The organism is Gordonia sp. p3-SID1431, assembly GCF_025143765.1.
GTDB lineage: Bacteria > Actinomycetota > Actinomycetes > Mycobacteriales > Mycobacteriaceae > Gordonia > Gordonia hongkongensis.
Genome location: NZ_JAMBDT010000009.1, coordinates 60,466 through 79,254 on the forward strand (window position 1 = coordinate 60,466; position 18,789 = coordinate 79,254).

The 18,789-nt window shown below is 66.8% G+C and carries 18 protein-coding genes; 2 read left to right on the forward strand and 16 right to left on the reverse strand.

What is annotated here, in order from left to right:
* Positions 1-8 precede the first annotated feature (8 nt).
* The 12 genes from nuoK to M4D77_RS04440 all read right to left on the reverse strand — a co-directional run bounded on the left by nuoK (position 9) and on the right by M4D77_RS04440 (position 12,207).
* On the reverse strand, positions 9-308 hold the full coding sequence (nuoK, locus tag M4D77_RS04385) for an NADH-quinone oxidoreductase subunit NuoK (protein WP_058251017.1): 300 nt from the start codon (positions 306-308) through the stop codon (positions 9-11).
* Complete coding sequence (locus tag M4D77_RS04390) at positions 305-1,093, reverse strand: NADH-quinone oxidoreductase subunit J (protein ID WP_259935627.1); 789 nt, start codon at positions 1,091-1,093, stop codon at positions 305-307. Before M4D77_RS04390 ends, nuoK begins: the two co-directional genes overlap by 4 nt.
* The gene (gene nuoI / locus M4D77_RS04395) at positions 1,090-1,653 is read right to left on the reverse strand and encodes an NADH-quinone oxidoreductase subunit NuoI (RefSeq protein WP_259935628.1); all 564 of its coding nucleotides are present in this window, start codon (positions 1,651-1,653) and stop codon (positions 1,090-1,092) included. The genes M4D77_RS04390 and nuoI overlap by 4 nt, the downstream gene beginning before the upstream one ends.
* Positions 1,646-2,926: an NADH-quinone oxidoreductase subunit NuoH gene (gene nuoH / locus M4D77_RS04400; protein WP_068972607.1), complete on the reverse strand. Its 1,281-nt coding sequence runs from the start codon at positions 2,924-2,926 to the stop codon at positions 1,646-1,648. The genes nuoI and nuoH overlap by 8 nt, the downstream gene beginning before the upstream one ends.
* On the reverse strand, positions 2,923-5,340 hold the full coding sequence (locus tag M4D77_RS04405; protein WP_259935629.1) for an NADH-quinone oxidoreductase subunit G: 2,418 nt from the start codon (positions 5,338-5,340) through the stop codon (positions 2,923-2,925). Before M4D77_RS04405 ends, nuoH begins: the two co-directional genes overlap by 4 nt.
* The gene (gene nuoF / locus M4D77_RS04410; RefSeq protein WP_259935630.1) at positions 5,337-7,466 is read right to left on the reverse strand and encodes an NADH-quinone oxidoreductase subunit NuoF; all 2,130 of its coding nucleotides are present in this window, start codon (positions 7,464-7,466) and stop codon (positions 5,337-5,339) included. Before nuoF ends, M4D77_RS04405 begins: the two co-directional genes overlap by 4 nt.
* The gene (gene nuoD, locus M4D77_RS04415; protein ID WP_065631169.1) at positions 7,463-8,776 is read right to left on the reverse strand and encodes an NADH dehydrogenase (quinone) subunit D; all 1,314 of its coding nucleotides are present in this window, start codon (positions 8,774-8,776) and stop codon (positions 7,463-7,465) included. Before nuoD ends, nuoF begins: the two co-directional genes overlap by 4 nt.
* Entirely contained in the window at positions 8,776-9,483 is a 708-nt protein-coding gene (locus M4D77_RS04420) for an NADH-quinone oxidoreductase subunit C (RefSeq protein WP_078111820.1), read from the reverse strand. The genes nuoD and M4D77_RS04420 overlap by 1 nt, the downstream gene beginning before the upstream one ends.
* A complete protein-coding gene (locus M4D77_RS04425) occupies positions 9,480-10,034 on the reverse strand; it encodes an NADH-quinone oxidoreductase subunit B family protein (RefSeq protein ID WP_004021558.1) in 555 nt (184 codons plus the stop codon). The genes M4D77_RS04420 and M4D77_RS04425 overlap by 4 nt, the downstream gene beginning before the upstream one ends.
* A gap of 38 nt (positions 10,035-10,072) precedes the next feature.
* Positions 10,073-10,477 (reverse strand): NADH-quinone oxidoreductase subunit A, encoded by a 405-nt coding sequence (locus M4D77_RS04430; RefSeq protein WP_004021559.1) that lies wholly within the window; start codon positions 10,475-10,477, stop codon positions 10,073-10,075.
* Positions 10,478-10,637: 160 nt separating this feature from the next.
* Complete coding sequence (locus tag M4D77_RS04435; RefSeq protein WP_068972076.1) at positions 10,638-11,045, reverse strand: hypothetical protein; 408 nt, start codon at positions 11,043-11,045, stop codon at positions 10,638-10,640.
* 85 nt (positions 11,046-11,130) lie between these two features.
* Positions 11,131-12,207, reverse strand: a complete 1,077-nt coding sequence (locus M4D77_RS04440) for a D-alanine--D-alanine ligase family protein (protein WP_259935631.1) — start codon at positions 12,205-12,207, stop codon at positions 11,131-11,133.
* A 69-nt stretch (positions 12,208-12,276) separates the two neighbouring features.
* On the opposite strand from M4D77_RS04440, the gene murF reads away from it, so the two are divergent.
* A complete protein-coding gene (murF, locus tag M4D77_RS04445) occupies positions 12,277-13,590 on the forward strand; it encodes a UDP-N-acetylmuramoyl-tripeptide--D-alanyl-D-alanine ligase (protein WP_259935632.1) in 1,314 nt (437 codons plus the stop codon).
* 43 nt (positions 13,591-13,633) lie between these two features.
* Here the strand turns inward: murF and M4D77_RS04450 are convergent, their stop codons facing one another.
* Entirely contained in the window at positions 13,634-15,058 is a 1,425-nt protein-coding gene (locus M4D77_RS04450) for a glutamate decarboxylase (protein WP_259935633.1), read from the reverse strand.
* Between the two features lie 46 nt (positions 15,059-15,104).
* Positions 15,105-15,869, reverse strand: a complete 765-nt coding sequence (locus M4D77_RS04455) for a MerR family transcriptional regulator (protein WP_259935634.1) — start codon at positions 15,867-15,869, stop codon at positions 15,105-15,107.
* Positions 15,870-16,093: 224 nt separating this feature from the next.
* Here M4D77_RS04455 and M4D77_RS04460 point away from each other — a divergent pair, with 224 nt between their 5' ends.
* A complete protein-coding gene (locus M4D77_RS04460; RefSeq protein WP_065631162.1) occupies positions 16,094-16,987 on the forward strand; it encodes an SGNH/GDSL hydrolase family protein in 894 nt (297 codons plus the stop codon).
* A 194-nt stretch (positions 16,988-17,181) separates the two neighbouring features.
* Here M4D77_RS04460 and M4D77_RS04465 read toward each other — a convergent pair whose 3' ends face one another.
* Together M4D77_RS04465 and M4D77_RS23835 are read right to left on the reverse strand one after the other, a co-directional pair.
* Positions 17,182-18,099, reverse strand: coding sequence for a hypothetical protein (locus M4D77_RS04465; protein ID WP_137810090.1), 918 nt, complete (start codon positions 18,097-18,099; stop codon positions 17,182-17,184).
* Between the two features lie 10 nt (positions 18,100-18,109).
* Positions 18,110-18,475, reverse strand: a complete 366-nt coding sequence (locus M4D77_RS23835; RefSeq protein ID WP_137810089.1) for a TauD/TfdA family dioxygenase — start codon at positions 18,473-18,475, stop codon at positions 18,110-18,112.
* Positions 18,476-18,789 lie beyond the last annotated feature (314 nt).

The following is an 18,789-nucleotide window of genomic DNA, read 5'->3' on the forward strand; positions in this document are numbered from 1 at the left end:
ATCCTCCTCTACCTCTTCAGCAGATCCGCGTCGTCGACCGACGCCGAGCGGCGTGATCGGAAGATGGTCATGATGATCGCCAGCCCGACCACCACTTCCGCCGCGGCGACGACCATGGTGAAGAACGCGATGACCTGGCCGTCGAACGACTGATTCATCCGGGCGAAGGTGACGAAGGCGAGGTTGGCCGCATTGAGCATGAGCTCGACGCACATGAACACGACGATCGCGTTGCGTCGCAGCAGTACTCCGGCCGCGCCGATGGTGAACAGCAGCGCTGCGAGGTAGAGGTAGTTCTCCGGGTTCACCGGTCGGTCCCCGGGTCGTCGGCCGGGCGGGTGCGGAGCGTCCGCGCGGCCAGGATGGCGTTGACCGACAGGTCCGACGGCGACCCGTCGGGCAGACGGGCAGGCACGTCGACCGCGTTGTGTCGCGCGTAGACGCCGGGTGTCGGCAGCGGGGTCAGGTTGACCCCACTGCGAAACCGCGCCTGCGACAGTTCTTTCTGGGTGAGTCGTGGGCCGAAACGCTCCCGGTGCGCGAGCACCATGGCGCCGAGCGTGGCGGCGATGAGGAGGGCCCCCGTGAGCTCGAACGCCCACAGGTAGCGGACGAAGATCAGCTCGGCGATGGCCTCCACCCCGGCGTCGCTCTGCGCGGCCGCTACGCCGGGGTCGGTGGCACCGGTGACGGCACCGACGGTGGCGCTGCCGATCCCGGCGATCAACAGGATTCCGAAGCCGACACCGATCAACACCGCGGACAGCCGCTGGCCGCGCAGGGTCTCCCGTAGTGAGTCCGAGGAGTCGACGCCGATCAGCATGATGACGAACAGGAACAGCATCATGACCGCACCGGTGTACACGACCACCTGCACCACGCCCAGGAACAGCGCACCCTGCGCGACGTAGAAGACGGCCAGCACGATCATCGTGGTGGCCAGGAAGATCGCCGAGTACACAGCCTTGGTCGCGAAGACCACGCCCAGCGCGCCCGCGACCGCGACGGCCCCGAGAACCCAGAACTGGATCGCCTCACCGGTGGAGGTGCGCACCACCTCGTCGGCGAGCCACAGGGTGCCACCGGGAGTCATGACCGCGACTCGCGTTTGGTCGGGACCGTCGGATCGGGCAGGGTCACGCGGCCGTCGGCGGTCACCTCGCCCCGGTAGTAGTTCTCCTCGGTGGAGCCCGGCGCCATCGCGTGCGGCGGCGCGTCGACGCCGGGCTGCAGCGGGGCCAGCAGACGGTCCTTCTCGTAGATGAGGTCGGCGCGATTGTCATCGGCGAGTTCGTAGTCGTTGGTCATCGTGAGCGCGCGCGTGGGGCACGCCTCGATGCAGAGCCCGCAACCGATGCACCGCAGATAGTTGATCTGGTAGACGCGCCCGTACCGTTCGCCGGGCGAGTAGCGCTCGTCGGGTGTGTTGTCGGCGCCCTCCACATAGATGGCGTCAGCCGGGCACGCCCACGCGCACAGCTCGCACCCGATGCACTTCTCGAGACCGTCGGGGTGCCGATTCAGTTGATGGCGACCGTGATAGCGCGCTGCGGTCGGCCGTTTCTGCTCGGGGTACTGCTCCGTGATCGTGGGTTGGAACATGCCGCCGAAGGTGACGCGCAATCCGCTCACCGGTTTCGAGAAGTCAGGCATCGGTGGTCTCCCTCACGGTGCTGGGCATCGGCGGCACGGGGAATCCGCCGGCCATCGGGTCGAACTCGTCGGGTGCGGCGGACGGGTCTGCGGAGTCCTGCGTCGGGTCCGGGATGTCGGGGACCCGCATCAACCGCCACACCGCGTAGGCGATGAGCCCGGTGACGACGAGTCCGGCGCCGGCGGAGACCAGCGCGCGGGTGAGGTCGGCGTCCTCGCCGGCGAAGGCGGCGCGGATGATCGCGACGACCATCACCCAGGTGAGCGAGATGGGGATCAGGACCTTCCAACCCAGATTCATGAACTGGTCGTACCGCAAGCGCGGCAGACTGGTTCGCAGCCAGATGAACACGAACAGGAACGCCCACACCTTGAGCGTGAACCAGAGGACGGGCCACCAACCGGAGTTCGCCCAGTCGAACGTGCTCAGCGGCCACGGCGCCTGCCAACCGCCGAGGAACAGAGTGGTGGCGAGCGCGGAGACGGTGACCATGTTGATGTACTCGGCGAGCATGAACATGGCGAACTTCAACGACGAGTACTCGGTGTGGAACCCGCCGACCAGCTCACCCTCGGCTTCGGGCAGATCGAAGGGCGCCCGGTTGGTCTCGCCGACCATCGAGATGGCGTAGATGACGAACGAGGGCAACAGCAGCAACACGTACCAGTGGTGTTCCTGGGCGGCAACGATTCCCGACGTCGACATGGTCGCGGCGTCGAGGAACACCGCGGCGAAGGTGAGTCCCATCGCAATCTCGTACGAGATGACCTGTGCCGTCGAGCGGAGTCCGCCGAGCAGCGGATAGGTCGAGCCCGACGACCAGCCGGCCAGCACGATCCCGTAGACACCCACCGACGTGACCGCCAGGACATACAGCACCCCGACGGGGAGATCGGTGAGCTGCAACGGAGTCTGGTGACCGAAGACCGACACCATCGGCCCGAACGGGATGACCGCAAAGGCCATCACCGCCGGGACGACCGCGATGATCGGTGCCAGCAGATAGATCACCTTGTCGACGCCGGTGGGGATGATCCCCTCCTTGAGTGCGAGTTTCACGCCGTCGGCAAGGCTCTGCAGGATTCCCTTGGGGCCGACCCGATTCGGCCCGAGGCGGGTCTGCATGCGTGCCATGATCTTTCGCTCGAGCAGGATGGCGATGAGCGGATTGAGCACAAGGAACACGAACACGGCCAGCGCCTTGGCCACGACGAGCCAGATCGGGTCCTGGCCGAAGTCGTCGAGGGTCGGGAAATCGGTGGCGAGGTTCACGCGGCACCCCCTGCGGCGTCGGTGGTGTCGACCGGGGCCGGCGCGAGGGCCACGAGGTCACCCTCCTGCGCGCGAAGCGCGGCGTGGACGTGCGAGCCGGGTGAGAACAGCGGGAGCCAGACGACCCGATCCGGCATGTCGGTGATCGCCACCGGCAGAGCGATGGCGCCGTCGGCGGTGCTGACGCGCAGGAGGTCGCCTGACCCGACACCGGCTTCGGCGGCGGTAGACGGCGCGAGCCGGGCCACCGGCGGGCGGGCGGTGCCGGCGAGGTGCGGTTCCCCGTCTTGCATCCGGCCGTCGTCGAGCAGGGTGTGCCACCCCGCCAGCACCGCCTGGCCGGCAGCCGGGTCGGGCTGGGGCCTGTCAGCGGCGTCGATGGGGGCCCGCCGGCCGGACCATGCGCCGATGCGTCGCAGGTCGATGTGGATGGTCGGGACGTCGGCGCACCGCATGTCGACACCCATCTGCCGGGCGATCGCGTCGAGGATGCGGTGGTCGGACAGGTGGCCTGAGTCCGTCAGTGCGGTGGTGAAGCTCCGCGGGCGGCCCTCCCAGTCGACGAACGTGCCCTCCTTCTCCGCGACGGCAGCCACCGGGAAGACCACGTTCGCGCAGCGTGTGACGGCGCTGAGGCGTTGCTCGAGGCTGACGACGAACGGTGCGGCGGTCAGCGCCTCGGTCGCCGCGACGGGGTCGGGGAGGTCGTCGACGTCGACGCCGCCGATCACCAGCGAGAGCCCGTGATAGCGCGCGGCGTCGATGATCCCGGCGGTGTCGCGTCCGGGCCGCGGGTCGAGATCGGTGCCCCAGATCTCCGACACCGCCGTACGGGCGTCCTCGTCGTCGAGTGGCCGGCCGCCGGGTAGCAGGCCCGGCAAGGCGCCCGCTTCGAGCGCGCCTCGTTCGCCGGCGCGGCGCGGAATCCAGGCCAGCCGGGCGCCGGTGCGGTCGGCCAGTGCCGCGACTGCGGCCAACGCGCCGGGCCGGGTGGCCAGCCGTTCACCGACGAGGATGACCGAGCCGGCGGGCCGCAGGTGCGCGGTCACCTCCTCCGATCGCAGCACCTGTGCCTCGCTGCCGGGAACGGATCGGAAGACCGCGGCGTCGAGTTTGGTGGCGCCGCGGCTCGCGAACGGGGCGACCGTCGCGACGCGCTGCCCGGCGGTGCGTACTGCCCGCCGGAGACGGAGGAAGACGATCGGGGACTCTTCCTCGGGTTCGAAACCGGCGAGCAGCACCGCGGGTGCGGCGGACAGGTCGTCGTAGGTGGTCGCGAGTCCGTGACCGGCGATACGCGCGGCGAGGAAGGCGGCCTCCTCGGTGCTGTGGCTTCGGGCGCGGAAGTCGATGTCGTTGGTGTGCAACACGGTTCGCGCGAAGCGGGAGTACGCGTAGGCGTCCTCCACGGTCAACCGGCCACCCGTGAGTACACCGACGTTGCCCGGTGAACGGGTCAATCCCTCGGCCGCCGCGCGCACGGCGTCGGCCCACGACACCTCACGGAGTTCGCCGTGCCGGTCCCGGACGAGCGGGGCGGTGATCCGGTCGGGCGACGACGTGTAGGCGAACGCCCATCGCCCCTTGTCGCAGTTCCACTCCGAGTTGACCTCGGGATCGTCACCGGCCAGCCGGCGCAGCACCTTTCCACGGCGGTGATCGGTGCGCTGGGCGCATCCACTCGCACAGTGTTCGCACACGCTCGGCGTCGAGACCAGATCGAAGGGACGGGCGCGGAACCGGTACTGTGCCCCCGTCAGCGCACCGACGGGGCAGATCTGGACGGTGTTCCCGGAGAAGTAGGAGTCAAACGGTTCGTCGGCGTAGATGCTGACCTGTTGCAGCGCACCGCGATCCGCGAGCTCGATGAGCGGATCGCCCGCGACCTGCGTGGAGAACCTGGTGCAGCGGGCACACAGCACACATCGCTCCCGGTCGAGCAGTACCTCCGACGACAACGGGACCGGCTTGGTGAAGGTCCGCTTGACGCCGTCGAACCGCGACTCGGAACGTCCGGCCGACATCGCCTGATTCTGCAGCGGGCACTCACCGCCCTTGTCGCACACCGGGCAGTCCAGCGGGTGGTTGATCAGGAGGAGTTCCATCACCCCGCGTTGCGCTCCCGCCGCGATCTCCGAGCTGAGCTGCGTCCGCACCACCATTCCTTCGGTGGCGACGGTCGTGCACGATGCGAGCGGCTTTCGCTGCCCCTCGACCTCGACGAGACACTGCCGGCAGGCACCGACCGGTTCGAGCAGCGGATGGTCGCAGAAGCGCGGGATCATGATCCCGATCTGTTCGGCCGCGCGGATCACCAACGTGCCCTTGGGTACCCGGACGGCGCGACCGTCGATGGTGATGCCGACCAGGTTGTCGGTCGTGGCCGCCGGGTCGCTCCCGTGGGTGAGTGTCATCGGACGCCTCCTGCCCAGACGGTCGAGCGTGAATGGTCGAACGGGCACCCGTGGTCGAGGTGGGCGAGGTACTCGTCGCGGAAGTACTTCAGCGACGACACGATCGGGCTGCCCGCTCCGTCCCCGAGCGCGCAGAACGACTTCCCGACGATGCTGTTGGTGACATCGGCGAGGGTGTCGAGGTCCGCGGCGGTTCCGCCCTCGTGCTCCAGCCGGTGCAGCAGTTGCACCAGCCAGTACGTGCCCTCGCGGCACGGGGTGCATTTACCGCAGGACTCGTGTTCGTAGAACTCCGTCCACCGCAGGACCGCGCCGACGACGCAGGTCGTCTCGTCGAAGATCTGCAGGGCCTTGGTGCCCAACATCGAACCGGCCGCGCCGACGCCCTCGTAGTCGAGCGGGACGTCGAGGTGCTCCGGTGTCAGGAGTGGCGTCGACGACCCGCCCGGTGTCCAGAACTTCAGCTCGTGCCCGGCGCGCACCCCGCCCGCCCGGTCGAGTAGCTCGCGTAGCGAAACACCGAGCGGCGCTTCGTATTGTCCGGGACGCGTCACGTGCCCCGACAGCGAGTACAGGGTGAACCCGGGTGACTTCTCGGTGCCCATGGACCGGAACCAGTCGACGCCGTTGCGGATGATCGCCGGGACGCTCGCGATCGACTCCACGTTGTTCACGACCGTCGGACTCGCGTACAGTCCGGCAACCGCCGGGAAGGGCGGGCGCAGACGCGGCTGTCCCCGGCGGCCCTCGAGCGAATCGAGCAGGGCGGTTTCCTCGCCGCAGATGTAGGCGCCCGCGCCGGCGTGGACAACCAGTTCGAGATCGAAGCCGGATCCCAGGATGTCCGTGCCGAGATAGCCTGCGGCGTAGGCCTCGTCGACGGCGGTGCGCAGTCGACGGAGAACCGAGGCGACTTCGCCGCGCACGTAGATGAACGCGTGGTGCGCGCGGATGGCATACGCCGCGATGATCACGCCTTCGACGAGCGTGTGGGGCGACGCGAGCATCAGCGGCATGTCCTTGCACGTGCCCGGCTCGGATTCGTCGGCGTTGACCACGAGATAGTGCGGGACAGACGGGTCGGTCTGCGTGGAATCCTTCTGGGGAATGAACGACCACTTCATCCCGACCGGGAAGCCCGCGCCGCCTCGGCCACGGAGACCGGAGGCCTTGACCGTCTCGATGATGTCGTCGGGGGGAGTGGTCAGTGCGGTCGACAACGCTCGATACCCGTTGTGGCGCAGATAGTTCTTCAGGGTCCAGGATTCCGGCTCGTCCCAGTGGCGGGAGAGGATCGGGGTCTCGGGGGGTTCGGGTTCGGGGTCGGGTTGTGGTGGTTGCGAGGTGGCTTCGACTCGGCGCCTCGCTGCGCTCGGTGCCGGCTCAACCAGCGGAGGGGCGCTCGGTGCCGGCTCAACCAGCGGAGGGGCGCTCGGTGCCGGCTCAACCAGCGGAGAAGAGCGCGGCGGTCCGGCGAGGTCGCGTTCGGTCTCGCGGAACGATCGCACGGGGCCGGTACCGCGAGCCGGGGTGACCTCGACACCGGCGCGGAGGTCCTCGATGAGCTCGATGGTCGACTCCGGGGTCTGATCGTCGAAGAACTCCCAGTTGACCATCACCACCGGAGCGAAGTCGCAGGCCGCATTGCATTCGACGTGTTCGACGGTGATGCGGTGGTCGGCCGTCGTGTCCCCGGGTTCCACGCCCAGGTGCTCGCAAACCGAACGGAGGATTTCGTCGCCACCCAGGATCGCGCACAGGGTGTTCGTGCAGATCCCGACGAGGTACTCGCCGGTGGGTGTGCGCCGGTACATGGAGTAGAAGGTGGCCACCGAGGCCACCTGTGCGGGGGTCAGATCCAGCTGTGCGGCACAGAATTCGATGCCGGCGCGCGTGAGTCGGCCGTCGTGGGACTGCACCAGGTGCAGCAGCGGCAGCAGCGCCGACCGTGACTGTGGATAGCGGGCGATGATCGGAAGTGCCTCTGCGTTCAGCTGTTCGATGACCTCGTCGGGATACCCGGCCGGGCCGTCGAAGGTGATCGGCGGGACCGGGGTGCCGTGTGCCGGCGCCGATCCTTCCGGCGGGGGTGCGGTGCTCAGGTCCACGAACACGGGATCGGTCATCGGTCCACGCCTCCCATCACGGGGTCGATGCTGGCCACCGCCGTGATGACGTCGGCCACCATCCCGCCTTCGCACATCGCCGCGACGGCCTGCAGATTCGTGAACGACGGGTCGCGGAAGTGGACGCGGTACGGCCGGGTGCCGCCGTCGCTGACCATGTGCACGCCGAGCTCGCCGCGCGGTGATTCGACGGCGACGTAGCACTGGCCGGCCGGGACGCGCATCCCCTCGGTGACGAGTTTGAAGTGGTGGATGAGGGCTTCCATGGAGGTGCCCATGATCCGGGCGATGTGCTCGGGCGAGTTGCCCAGTCCGTCCGGTCCGAGGGCGAGGTCGGCCGGCCAGGCGAGCTTGCGGTCGGCGACCATCACCGGCCCCGGCCGGAGCCGTTCCAGACACTGCTCCACGATGCGGATCGACTCGCGCATCTCGCGCACGCGGATCAGGTAGCGGCCGTAGGAGTCGCACGTGTCCTCGGTGATGACATCGAACTCGTAGTTCTCGTAGCCGCAGTACGGCTCGGCGCGGCGCAGGTCGTGGGGGTAACCGGTGGACCGCAGCACCGGACCGGTGATCCCGAGTGCCATGCAACCGGTCAGGTCGAGATAACCGACGCCCTGGGTCCGCGCCTTCCAGATGTAGTTGTCGTTCAGCAGGTCTCCGAGTTCATCCAGGCGGCCGGGGAGCTGCCGGATCACCTCGGCGACCCGGTCGATGCCATCCTCCGGCAGGTCCTGCGCGACACCTCCGGGACGGATGTAGGCGTGGTTCATCCGCAGGCCCGTGATGAGTTCGAACAGGTCGAGGATCATCTCCCGCTCGCGGAAGCCGAGGAACATCGCCGTCACGGCACCGAGTTCCATCCCGCCGGTGGCCAGCGCGACGAGATGGCTGGAGATGCGGTTGAGCTCCATCAGCATCACCCGGATGACGGTTGCGCGCTCCGGGATGTCGTCGGTGATACCGAGGAGCTTCTCCACGCCGAGGCAGTAGGCGGTCTCGTTGAAGAACGGTGACAGGTAGTCCATCCGGGTGACAAACGTGACGCCCTGCGTCCAGTTGCGGTACTCGAGGTTTTTCTCGATCCCGGTGTGCAGGTAACCGATTCCGCAGCGGGCCTCGGTGACGGTCTCGCCCTCGATCTCGAGGATCAGGCGCAGGACACCGTGCGTCGACGGGTGTTGCGGACCCATGTTGACGACGATGCGTTCGTCTCCCGGTTGCTGCTCGGCGCGGGTGCGGACGTCGGACACGATCGAGTCCCAGTCCTGTCCGGACACGGTGTAGGTGTGGGTGTGGGTGTCGGTCATCAGTTGTACGACCTCCTCCGGTCCGGCGGGTCGACGCGGGTTCCCTTGTATTCCACCGGGACTCCGCCGAGTGGGTAGTCCTTGCGCTGGGGGTGGCCCTCCCAGTCGTCGGGCATCTCGATCCGGGTCAGTGAGCGATGGCCGTCGAAGACGATGCCGAAGAAGTCGTAGGTCTCGCGTTCGTGCCAGTCGTTGGTGGGGTAGATGTCGCAGATGCTCGGGATGTGCGGGTCGGCGTCGGGCGCCGCGACCTCGAGGCGGACGCGACGCCCGTGGGTCAGGGAGGCGAGCGGATAGACGGCATGGAGTTCGCGGCCCGGGTCGCCGGGATAGTGGACCCCGCTCACGCCGAGGCAGAGTTCGAATCGCAACGCGGGCGCGTTGCGCAGAGTCAGTGCGACGGCGGGAAGGTGCTGTCGTACAACGTGGATGGTCATCTCGCCCCGGAAGATCACGACCTTCTCGATCGCGTCGTCGTAGCCGTCACCCATCTCGTCGAGCAAGCGGTCGGCGATCTCGTCGAAATACCCGCCGTAGGGTCGGGACGTACTGGGCGGCAGCGTGACCGGCCGGACCAGGCCGCCGTACCCCGATGTGTCGCCGGTTCCGGGCGGTCCGAACAGGCCGTGCCGGACGCCGATCTGCTCCGCGTCATGCGGAGGGGGTGCCGGGTTCTCGGGGTCCTGATGGCCTGCGGGCGTGGTCATCGGAGCAACCCCTTCAGCTCGATCGTCGGGGTGGCCTGGAGGGCGGCACGTTCGGCCGCCCAGATGGCCTCCTCGCGATTGACACCGAGCGGCATCTCCTGGATCTTCTCGTGCAGCTTCAGGATGGCGTGCAGCAACATTTCCGGGCGTGGCGGACAGCCCGGCAGGTAGATGTCGACAGGGACCACATGATCGACGCCCTGGACGATCGCGTAGTTGTTGAACATCCCGCCCGACGACGCGCAGACCCCCATGGCGAGAACCCATTTGGGTTCCGGCATCTGGTCGTAGATCTGACGGAGGACGGGGGCCATCTTCTGGCTGACGCGGCCGGCGACGATCATGAGATCGGCCTGTCGCGGCGACGCCCGGAACGCCTCCATGCCGAACCGGGCGAGGTCGTACCGTCCCGAGGTGGTGGCCATCATCTCGATGGCGCAGCAGGCCAGCCCGAAAGTCGCCGGCCAGAGCGAGCCCTTGCGCATGAACCCGGCCAGATCCTCGACGGTACTCAGCAGGAATCCGCTGGGGAGTCGTTCCTCGAGTCCCATGGGTGACCTCCTTGCCGTATCGGATCGGTGAAAAGCGCTCAGTCCCAACTCAGTCCGCCACGACGCCACTCGTAGGCGTACGCGACGGAGACGTTGACGATGAACAGGAGCATGGCCATGAGGCCGAACCACCCGAGTGAGTCGAAGGCGACCGCCCACGGGTAGAGGAACACGATCTCGATGTCGAAGATGATGAAGAGCATCGCGGTGAGGTAGTACTTGACCGGTACGCGCTGGATCGAGCCGGTGGCCACCGTGCCGCCGGCGGTGCGTCGCGTCGGGTAGAGCAGGCTCTGTTCGACCGGCTCGATGCCGCACTCGTAGGGCTCGAGTTTGGCGCGGTTGTACCGTTTCGGACCGATCGCGATGCCGATGAAGACGCTGAAAACGGCAAACGCCACGCCGATTGCCCCGAGGACCATGATCGGGACGTAGGCGTTCAAAGCGCGGACCCCTCCTCGCTTGTGGCGACCGGAGTGCATCTGTTCGGTGCGGCCGGCCCGGGTGTTCGTCCTATCCGTGCCGTCGGCCGATCTGGTCCGGCAGTACGAATGTGAGCTGCAACACAAGCCTAGGTGAGTGTGTGGCGCGAGTCACTGTTTTCTAGAGTTCGGCGTTTCCGATCATGTCGACGAACGCACGCGGAAGAGTGATCGGATCGACGGGCAGGACGGCCACGGCGTCGGCGCGGGACCAGTCCGCGAGCCACCGGTCGTCGGCACGCCCGAGCAGGACGAGCACTGGTGGACAGGGATCGAGTTCGTCTTTCATCTGCTTGGCCAGGCCCATGCCACCGGCCGGGGTGGCTTCCCCGTCGGCGATCACGGCGTCGACGACACCGGCGTCGAGCTGCGCGAACACCATTGGGGCGGTGGCGACCTCGATGTAGCTGACCGGTGGGATGCCCGGGTCGGGCCGGGTTCCGATCGCGCCGATGACCTGCGCGCGGGTCTGCGCGTCGTCGGAATAGACCAGCACCCGCAGGGCCCGCGCAGACTGGGAGTCGGTCACGGTTGGCATGCTACAACCCGGCACCCTCGCCGAGCCCTGGAACATGCGCGCGTCCGCACATCGGCGTCACGAGCGTGCGCCGCGCTCAGTGCTCGGTGGAGAACCCCGTGCGACGGCGGTGCACCTCGAGCGCGAACGTGACGAGCTGATCGATCAGGTCCGGGTAGGACACGCCGGTCGCCTCCCACAGCTTGGGGTACATCGATCCCGGGGTGAACCCCGGGATGGTGTTGACCTCGTTGAGCAGCCAGCCACGGCCGGACTCCTCGTAGAAGAAGTCGACGCGGGCCATGCCGGTGCAGCGCATCGCGGTGAACGTCCTCGCCGCGAGCTCGCGGACCTCGGCGGCCGCCGCGTCGGACACCGCAGCGGGGATGACCAGCTGGGCGGCGCCGGTGACGTACTTGTCCTCGTAGTCGTAGAACTCGCTCCCGGGTTTGATCTCGCCCGGCACCGAGGTCTCGGGCGCCGTGTCACCGAGAACGGCGACCTCGATCTCGCGCCCGGTGACGGCCTCCTCGATGATGACCACGTTGTCGTATCGGAGCGCGAGATTCACTGCCGCGTCGAGTTCGGCCTCGTCGTGCGCCTTGGTGATGCCCACCGACGAGCCGAGGTTCGCCGGCTTGACGAACACCGGGAGCCCCAGCGCGTCGATCGCGCGGGCGGTGATCGTCTCCGGGTCGTCGACACCGTCGCGGAACTCGATCCAGCGGCACTGCGGGATGCCTGCCTGCTCGGCGACGATCTTGGCCATCGCTTTGTCCATGCACACCGCGGACGACAACACACCCGCTCCCACATACGGAAGCTTGAACAACTCGAGCATCCCCTGGATGGTGCCGTCCTCACCGTGTGGTCCATGGAGAAGGGGAAGGACGACCGTGATGGCCTCGTCCGCGTGACCACGCAGTTCGGTCAGCGGGTCGACGGCGGTTCCGGCGACCTCGAGGGTGTCGGGGAGTGGCGTGCCGTCGGCGATGGCGGCGATCGCCTTGTCGTTGCGCAACCACGTGCCGTCCTTGGCGATGCCGATGGGGACCAGGTCGTATTTGGCCCGGTCGGCCGCGGCCAGGACATGAGCCGCTGTGACCCGCGACACATCGTGCTCGGCGGAGACGCCACCGTAGAGAACCACCAGACGCAACAGCCGAGAAGACATGCCTGTCACGATACGGCCCCGTGCAATCGGGTTCTCGGCGTGTGCTGGGGACTCGGCTAGCGTGAGACCGTGCATTTCAGAGCAAGCGAGGTCGCGGAGGCCGTGGGCGGGGAGCTGCTGGGCCCCGACGTGCAGATCGACGGGGCGAGCATCGACTCGCGGAGTGTTCGGCCGGGCCAGCTGTTCGTGCCGATCGTCGCCGAGCGCGACGGCCACGATTTCATCAAGTCCGCACTCGACGGCGGGGCCACCGCCTACCTCTCCTCGAGGGTCGACCCGGTCGGCGGTACCGCCATCCGCGTCGCCGACACCGCGCTCGCCCTCGCCGACCTCGGTCGAGCGGTCCGCGCCCGGGTCCCCGATCGCGTGGTGGGCATCACCGGCTCGGTGGGCAAGACCTCGACCAAGGATCTGCTCGCGGGTGTGCTGCGCACCACCTACCGCACCGCGGCGAGCGAGAAGTCGTTCAACAACGAGCTCGGGCTGCCGATCACCCTCGCCGCGGCCGCCGACGACGTGGAGGCGGTGGTCCTCGAGATGGGCGCCCGCGGCGTCGGGCACATCGACCTGCTGTGTTCCATCGCGAAACCGACGGTCGGCGTGATCACCCGCGTCGAGGGCGTGCACCTGGAGCTGTTCGGTGACATCGAGTCCGTCGCGCGCGCGAAGGGTGAACTGGTGGAATCGCTCCCGGCCGACGGGATCGCGGTGCTCAATGCCGACCATCGGTACGTCGCGGCGATGGCGGATCGCACCTCGGCGCGTGTCCTGCGCTACGGGCTGTCGCCGGACGCCGATGTGTACGCGTCCGACATCGTCCTGGACGACGAGTTGCGCGCGACGTTCCGGCTGCACACACCGTGGGGTTCGACGGAGGTCCGACTGGGCGCCCGCGGCGAGCACCAGGTCCCCAACGCGCTGGCGGCGGCGGCCGCCGCCGGCGGGCTCGGGGTGCCGGTCGAGTCGATGGCGGACGGGTTCCTCGCCGCCGAATTGTCCGGTCTACGAATGGAACTCGCCACCTCGTCGCGAGGCGTCACGGTCCTCAACGATGCCTACAACGCCAACCCGACGTCGATGTCGGCTGCGCTGCGGTCGCTGGCGACACTCCCCGCGTCGCGTCGGGTGGCGGTTCTCGGCACCATGGCCGAACTCGGCGCCGACTCGCCAGACCAGCACCGTGCGATCGCACTGGAGGCCAGGGACCTGGGCATCGAGGTCATCGCGGTCGCCGAGGCCGACTACGGTGACACCGCCCGGCACGTTTCCGACGTCGACGGCGTGCCGGCCGAACTCGGCGACCTCGACGACGGGACCGCAGTGCTGGTCAAGGGGAGTCGGGTCGCCGCGCTCGAGCGCGTGGCGCAGGCGCTGCTGGACTGAGGGGGGTTTCGACAAGCTCAACCGGCGGGAAACCGGCGAGAGCTCAGTGGTGGAAGTGTGACCCGTCGCCCTCGCGTGGCATCGGGCTCTCCAGGCGGTTGAGGAAGTCGACCTCGGTCCGGATGTCGGCGATGAGTGCACGGGCGAGGTCGTGACTCAGCCCGGCGCGCACGACGATTCGCTGCACGGTCAGGTCGGCGAGGTCGTCGGCCATCGGGTATGCGGGAACCAGCCAGCCCTTCATGCGCAGGCGGTCGGACAGGTCGTAGAGGTTCCAGTTCTCGCTGTGCCCGGCCTTCAGTTTCCAGGCGAAGACCGGGATGGTGTCGCCCTTGCTGACCAATTCGAGGCCGTCGATCTGGGCGATCTGTCCGGAAAGCCATTGCGCCACATCGAGAGAACCCTGCTGGACCTGGGTGAAGCCGTCGCGGCCGAGCCGCAGGAACACGTAGTACTGCAGCAGGACCTGTGCGCCGGGGCGGGAGAAGTTGAGTGCCAGGGTCGGCATGTCGCCGCCGAGGTAGGAGCAGTGGAACACCATGCTCTCGGGCAGTGCGTCGGTCTCGCGCCACACGATCCAGCCGACACCCGGATACACCAGTCCGTACTTGTGGCCCGAGGTGTTGATCGAGACGACACGGTCGACACGGAAGTCCCATTCGAGGTCCGGCTGACAGAAGGGGGCGATCATCGCACCCGACGCGCCGTCGATGTGGATCTTGACGTCGAGTCCGGTGTCGGCCTGGATCTCGTCGAGCTTGGCCGCGATCGCGGTCACCGGCTCGTACATCCCGGTGTAGGTCTGTCCCATGATGGCGACGACCCCGATCGTGTTCTCGTCCACGTACTTCTCGAGCTCGTGACCGTCGAGGACGAGGTGGTCGGGGCTGATCGGTACCCATTTGGGCTCGACCTCGAAGTAGTTGCAGAACTTCTCCCAGCACACCTGGACCGCCGTCGACAGCACGATGTTGGGATTCTCGGTCGACTTGCCCTCGGCGCGGCGCCGGGTCTGCCAGTGCCGTTTGAGCGCGAGCCCACCGAGCATGCAGGCCTCCGACGAGCCGATCGTCGAGGTACCGATCGCGTTGTCGACGTCCGGGTTGTGCCACAGGTCGGCGAGGATTCGCCAGCACCGGTCCTCGATCGCGGCCGTCTGCGGGTACTCGTCCTTGTCGATCATGTTCTTGTCGAAGGTCTCCGAGTACAACTTCTTCGCCTCGTCGTCCATCCACGTCGACACGAAGGTCGCGAGGTTGAGGCGGGCGTTCCCGTCGAGCATCGCCTCGTCGTGGACGATCTGATAAGCCGTGTCGGGCAACAACATCGAGTCGCCCAAGGCGAACTTGGGGAGGTCGGTGGCCTCGCCGTCGCGGTTGAAGACGGTGCGCAGGTTCATCGCATCGCCGATGTTGGTGGTGGCGCGGGCGCCACCGCTCTTGTTGTGGACGCCCGGGTCGGTGGTCATGGACACCGAACCTATCCGACCCGGACGACCGGCGGGTGGCGATCTTTCACCCTCGTCCCGCGTTTGCGTGGATCACCTCCCGCAGGTAGACGGCCAGGCCGGGGGCCTGCGCGTCGTAGTGCTCGGTGAACCGCGGGTCCGCGACGTACATGTCGGCAAGGCACACCTGCATGGCGTGATCACAGTCGTAGAAGCGCCCGATCTGTGCGCGGTGCTCTTCGGCGAGCGAGTTCGCCTCGGCGGTGCCAGGAGTCACCCCGCGACGCATCGCGTCCGCGAGCCGCCGTTCCAGGTCGTCGGTCTCCTTTTTGATGCGCTGCCAGTCCTCCTTGGAGAACTGTTCGGTCCGCTTCTGGCTCTGCTTCCAGGCGTCGGTGTTCCCCCAGCGTTCCTCGGCCTCGGCGGCGTACTCCTCGCCTGGCCATTGGTCGCCGAAGATCTCGGCCTGCTCGGCCGCCGACAGGGCGATGCCTTCCTTCTTTGCGTTCATCATCTCCTCCAGTGAGGCGACCATCCGGAGCAGGCGATCGATCCGTTCGGTCAGCAACTCGCGCTGCGTCTCGAGGTGACCCATGGGGTCCACGTCCGGATCGTCGAGCAGGGTCGCAATCTGCTCGAGGGAAAAGCCCAGCTCGCGGTAGGTGAGTACCTGGTGGAGACGTTCGACGTCGGTGTCGTCGTAGACGCGGTACCCGGCCGGTGTCCGGCCGGATGGCACCACCAGGCCGATCTGGTCGTAGTGATGCAGCGTGCGGATGCTGACGCCGACCATGCCGGCGACGACACCGACGGTCAGCTCCCGGGTGTCCACCTTGGAAGTGTGCTTTTCCTCGCTCACATCGACAACCCTGCTGCCTGACGTCGCGTGAGGGTCAAGTGTGCGGAGCGATCGGTGCCTTCGGCGTCACAGAAACTTGACATGTGTATCAGATTGGAAACTGGGGTACGTGTGCACCGATCTCGGGCCGTCGGCCCGGTAGTGTTGGTATCACCTGCAACACCAGTAACACGCGTACCACGATCTGGAGTCACCGCATGTCCGTGCCGTATGGCCGCAGCCCCCGCCGAGGCCTCGGCATCCGAACCCTGCTGACGGCGGCGGCCACCATCCTCGCTCTCCTCGCCGGACTCGTCACGGCCGGCGGGGCCCAGGCAGCGGACGGATACGCATACGTGAATCTCGGTGACAGCTACAGCGCAGGCGCATCGGTGTTCCCCCAGGCGACGAGCGCGGCGACCTTCTGCTCGAACTCGGCGATCAACTACTCCAGCCTCGTTGCCAAACGACGCGGGACCGAGGTCGTCGATGTCAGTTGCGCGGGCGCGACGACCGAAGACCTCACCAAGTCGCAGTATCGGTGGCAGGGACCGCAGATCAGCGCGATCGGACCGGCCACCCGCTTGATCACCCTCACGATCGGCGCGAACAACAACGGACTGTTCAGCAATTCGACCTCGGCCTGCCAGCGGGCGTGGATGGCCGCGCCGTTGTCAGCGACCCCATGTCGCGACGAGTTCGGTACCTCGTTGGTCGACGAGATCAAATCCTCGACCTACCCCGACCTCGTGAACGCCCTGCGCCTCGTCGGCCGCGAAGCGCCGCGCGCACGCGTCGTCCTCGTCGGATATCCGCAGATCTTCCCGGCCACGGGTTCGGCGCTCTGCTCGGCGTCGTTGCTCACCACGCCCGGGGACACCGCGTACCTGCATCGTGTCTTCAAAGCCCTCAACGCCGCCATGCGCCGCGCCGCCGCAGCCACCCGCGTGACCTTCGTCGACATGACCAAGGTCTCCGCGGGCCACGACGCCTGCGCGGGCGAACGGCGATGGGTCGAGCCGACGCTGGGTGCGGTCAGCTTCCCCGCGATGCACGCCAACGCGCGCGGTCAAAAGGCGATGGCCGAGCAGGTCGAAGCCGCGCTGCGCTGAGGGACCGTTGTGTTGGCTGCTCGCTGCCTGGAAACACCTTCGCACTCGGAGGCAGGGATGGAAGTGGCGCGTGGTCGGAAGTTCTGATCGATTTACCGGGCGGAAGCGGACGACGGCTCGCCTCGATCCGACAACCTGAAGTCAAACGCACACCATTCCAATACCCGGAAAGCGGCGGTTATGTCCGACCAAATTCACTCGTCCATATATTCCGGACCGTCGTAATCGGGTTCGACCTGGTATCGCTCATCTAATGACTCGTGCTCTTGCTCGGTCACCTGCTGGGGCACCTGTGCTGCAACAAGTTCAGGGGCGGTCAGGAGCTCAAGTCCGCAAATATGGCATTTAAGTTCGTCGATGAGGTAAATTTCGTCGCGAATTACCGTATCGCCGTCCAAGTGCTCACGGGCGCTGCGGACATAAGTCTTCGGGGCGTAAACTTCGTGCTCACAGGCGGGGCACTTCACGGTTGCAGTCGTACGCTGCCGCGTAAACCACTCCAGACCAGTTGGCTTAGCCGCCGCGACGCGTGCATCGATTTCGTCCTGTCTCAGTTTGTGCAGGAAGCCTTGCGCCGCCTTAATCTTCAAATTGACTTCGTGAGCAACTTTCTTGTCGGCCTCGTCAAGGAGTCGCTCTCCAAGCTTCACGACGTCGTCGTCAAGGATATCTTGGGGATCAATCGTCAACTGTCGGCAAATGATCTTGACGACCCGTACCAGTTTAGGTAGCCAGACGTCATTCGATACTTCACTCACAGCGGCGTTGGACGCATGCAGCTCCGCGTTTCTCAGATTCATGAGAAACAAAGAGTCGGCAACTGCGCCGCCGGCAAACTCTGGCACAATCCGCGCCAAGCGGTCGATCACCACACCGCTCGTTACGCTCTTCGGGTCCTTGGGGGTCGTGACGCCGTTAGCGGCGAGCAAACTGTCATTATCGTTTGTCGCGGCAAGGAGGCTTGGATGTAGTTTCGCTAAGGGCGCCCGTAACAGGAACTCGAACCCTAGAAGGTGCCAGATCGTGAATTCGTCGTCATCGGAGTGCTCGTGCTCCGCACCACGTGTGAAGTAGAGCTTGGCCTTACCGATAAACCCGTCGTAGTCCCACACCTGAAGTGCCTCACTTAATTATGAACGTTCGAACCAGAGCACGCCCAGTGGCGGCGGATACCGATGGCCGCCGGTGCATGACTCGATGATTATCCAGTATGAGAATCCGGCCCGGTTGCCAGGCGACCTCACCGGTCGGATGGGCGCCCTCCACGGCTGCGCGCGCTGAGTCGGGGCCGACGGGTGTTGCTCGCGGGTCCCAACGCAGCTTCCAGGTGTTCGGACCAGAGCTGACGAAGGCTGGTAGATAAGCGTTCCGACCAGACTCTTGGCGGATAAGCAGGGTCAGACGGCGAAGCGCTTGCTTTAAATCATCGGATGGCGAACAGATCTGAGTTGACGTCGGACGTGTGGCCTCAATGCACCTTAGAACCATCCACTGAGGTGGGTTCAGCGCGATCGCCCCATCAGTGTGCCAGGGAAACGTGCCCAGTCCGACACTGGCAGAGTGGGTGCCTTTACGGGCATCAACGGCAACCGTTGGACGAAGCACTTGGCGACGCACCTCGGCACTTCCGAGCCTAGCTGCCAACGTACTGAAGATTCGTTCCTCATCGGTCCACGTCCAGCCTCTTGAGCTTAGGAGCGCCAGGTGCCTAGCTTCTTGCACAGCTCCAAGGCTCGCACAGGCTAGCGGTCAGGTCGAAGCGGGAGCGGACTAACTGCGTCCCCGCCTGCGGGACAGTCATA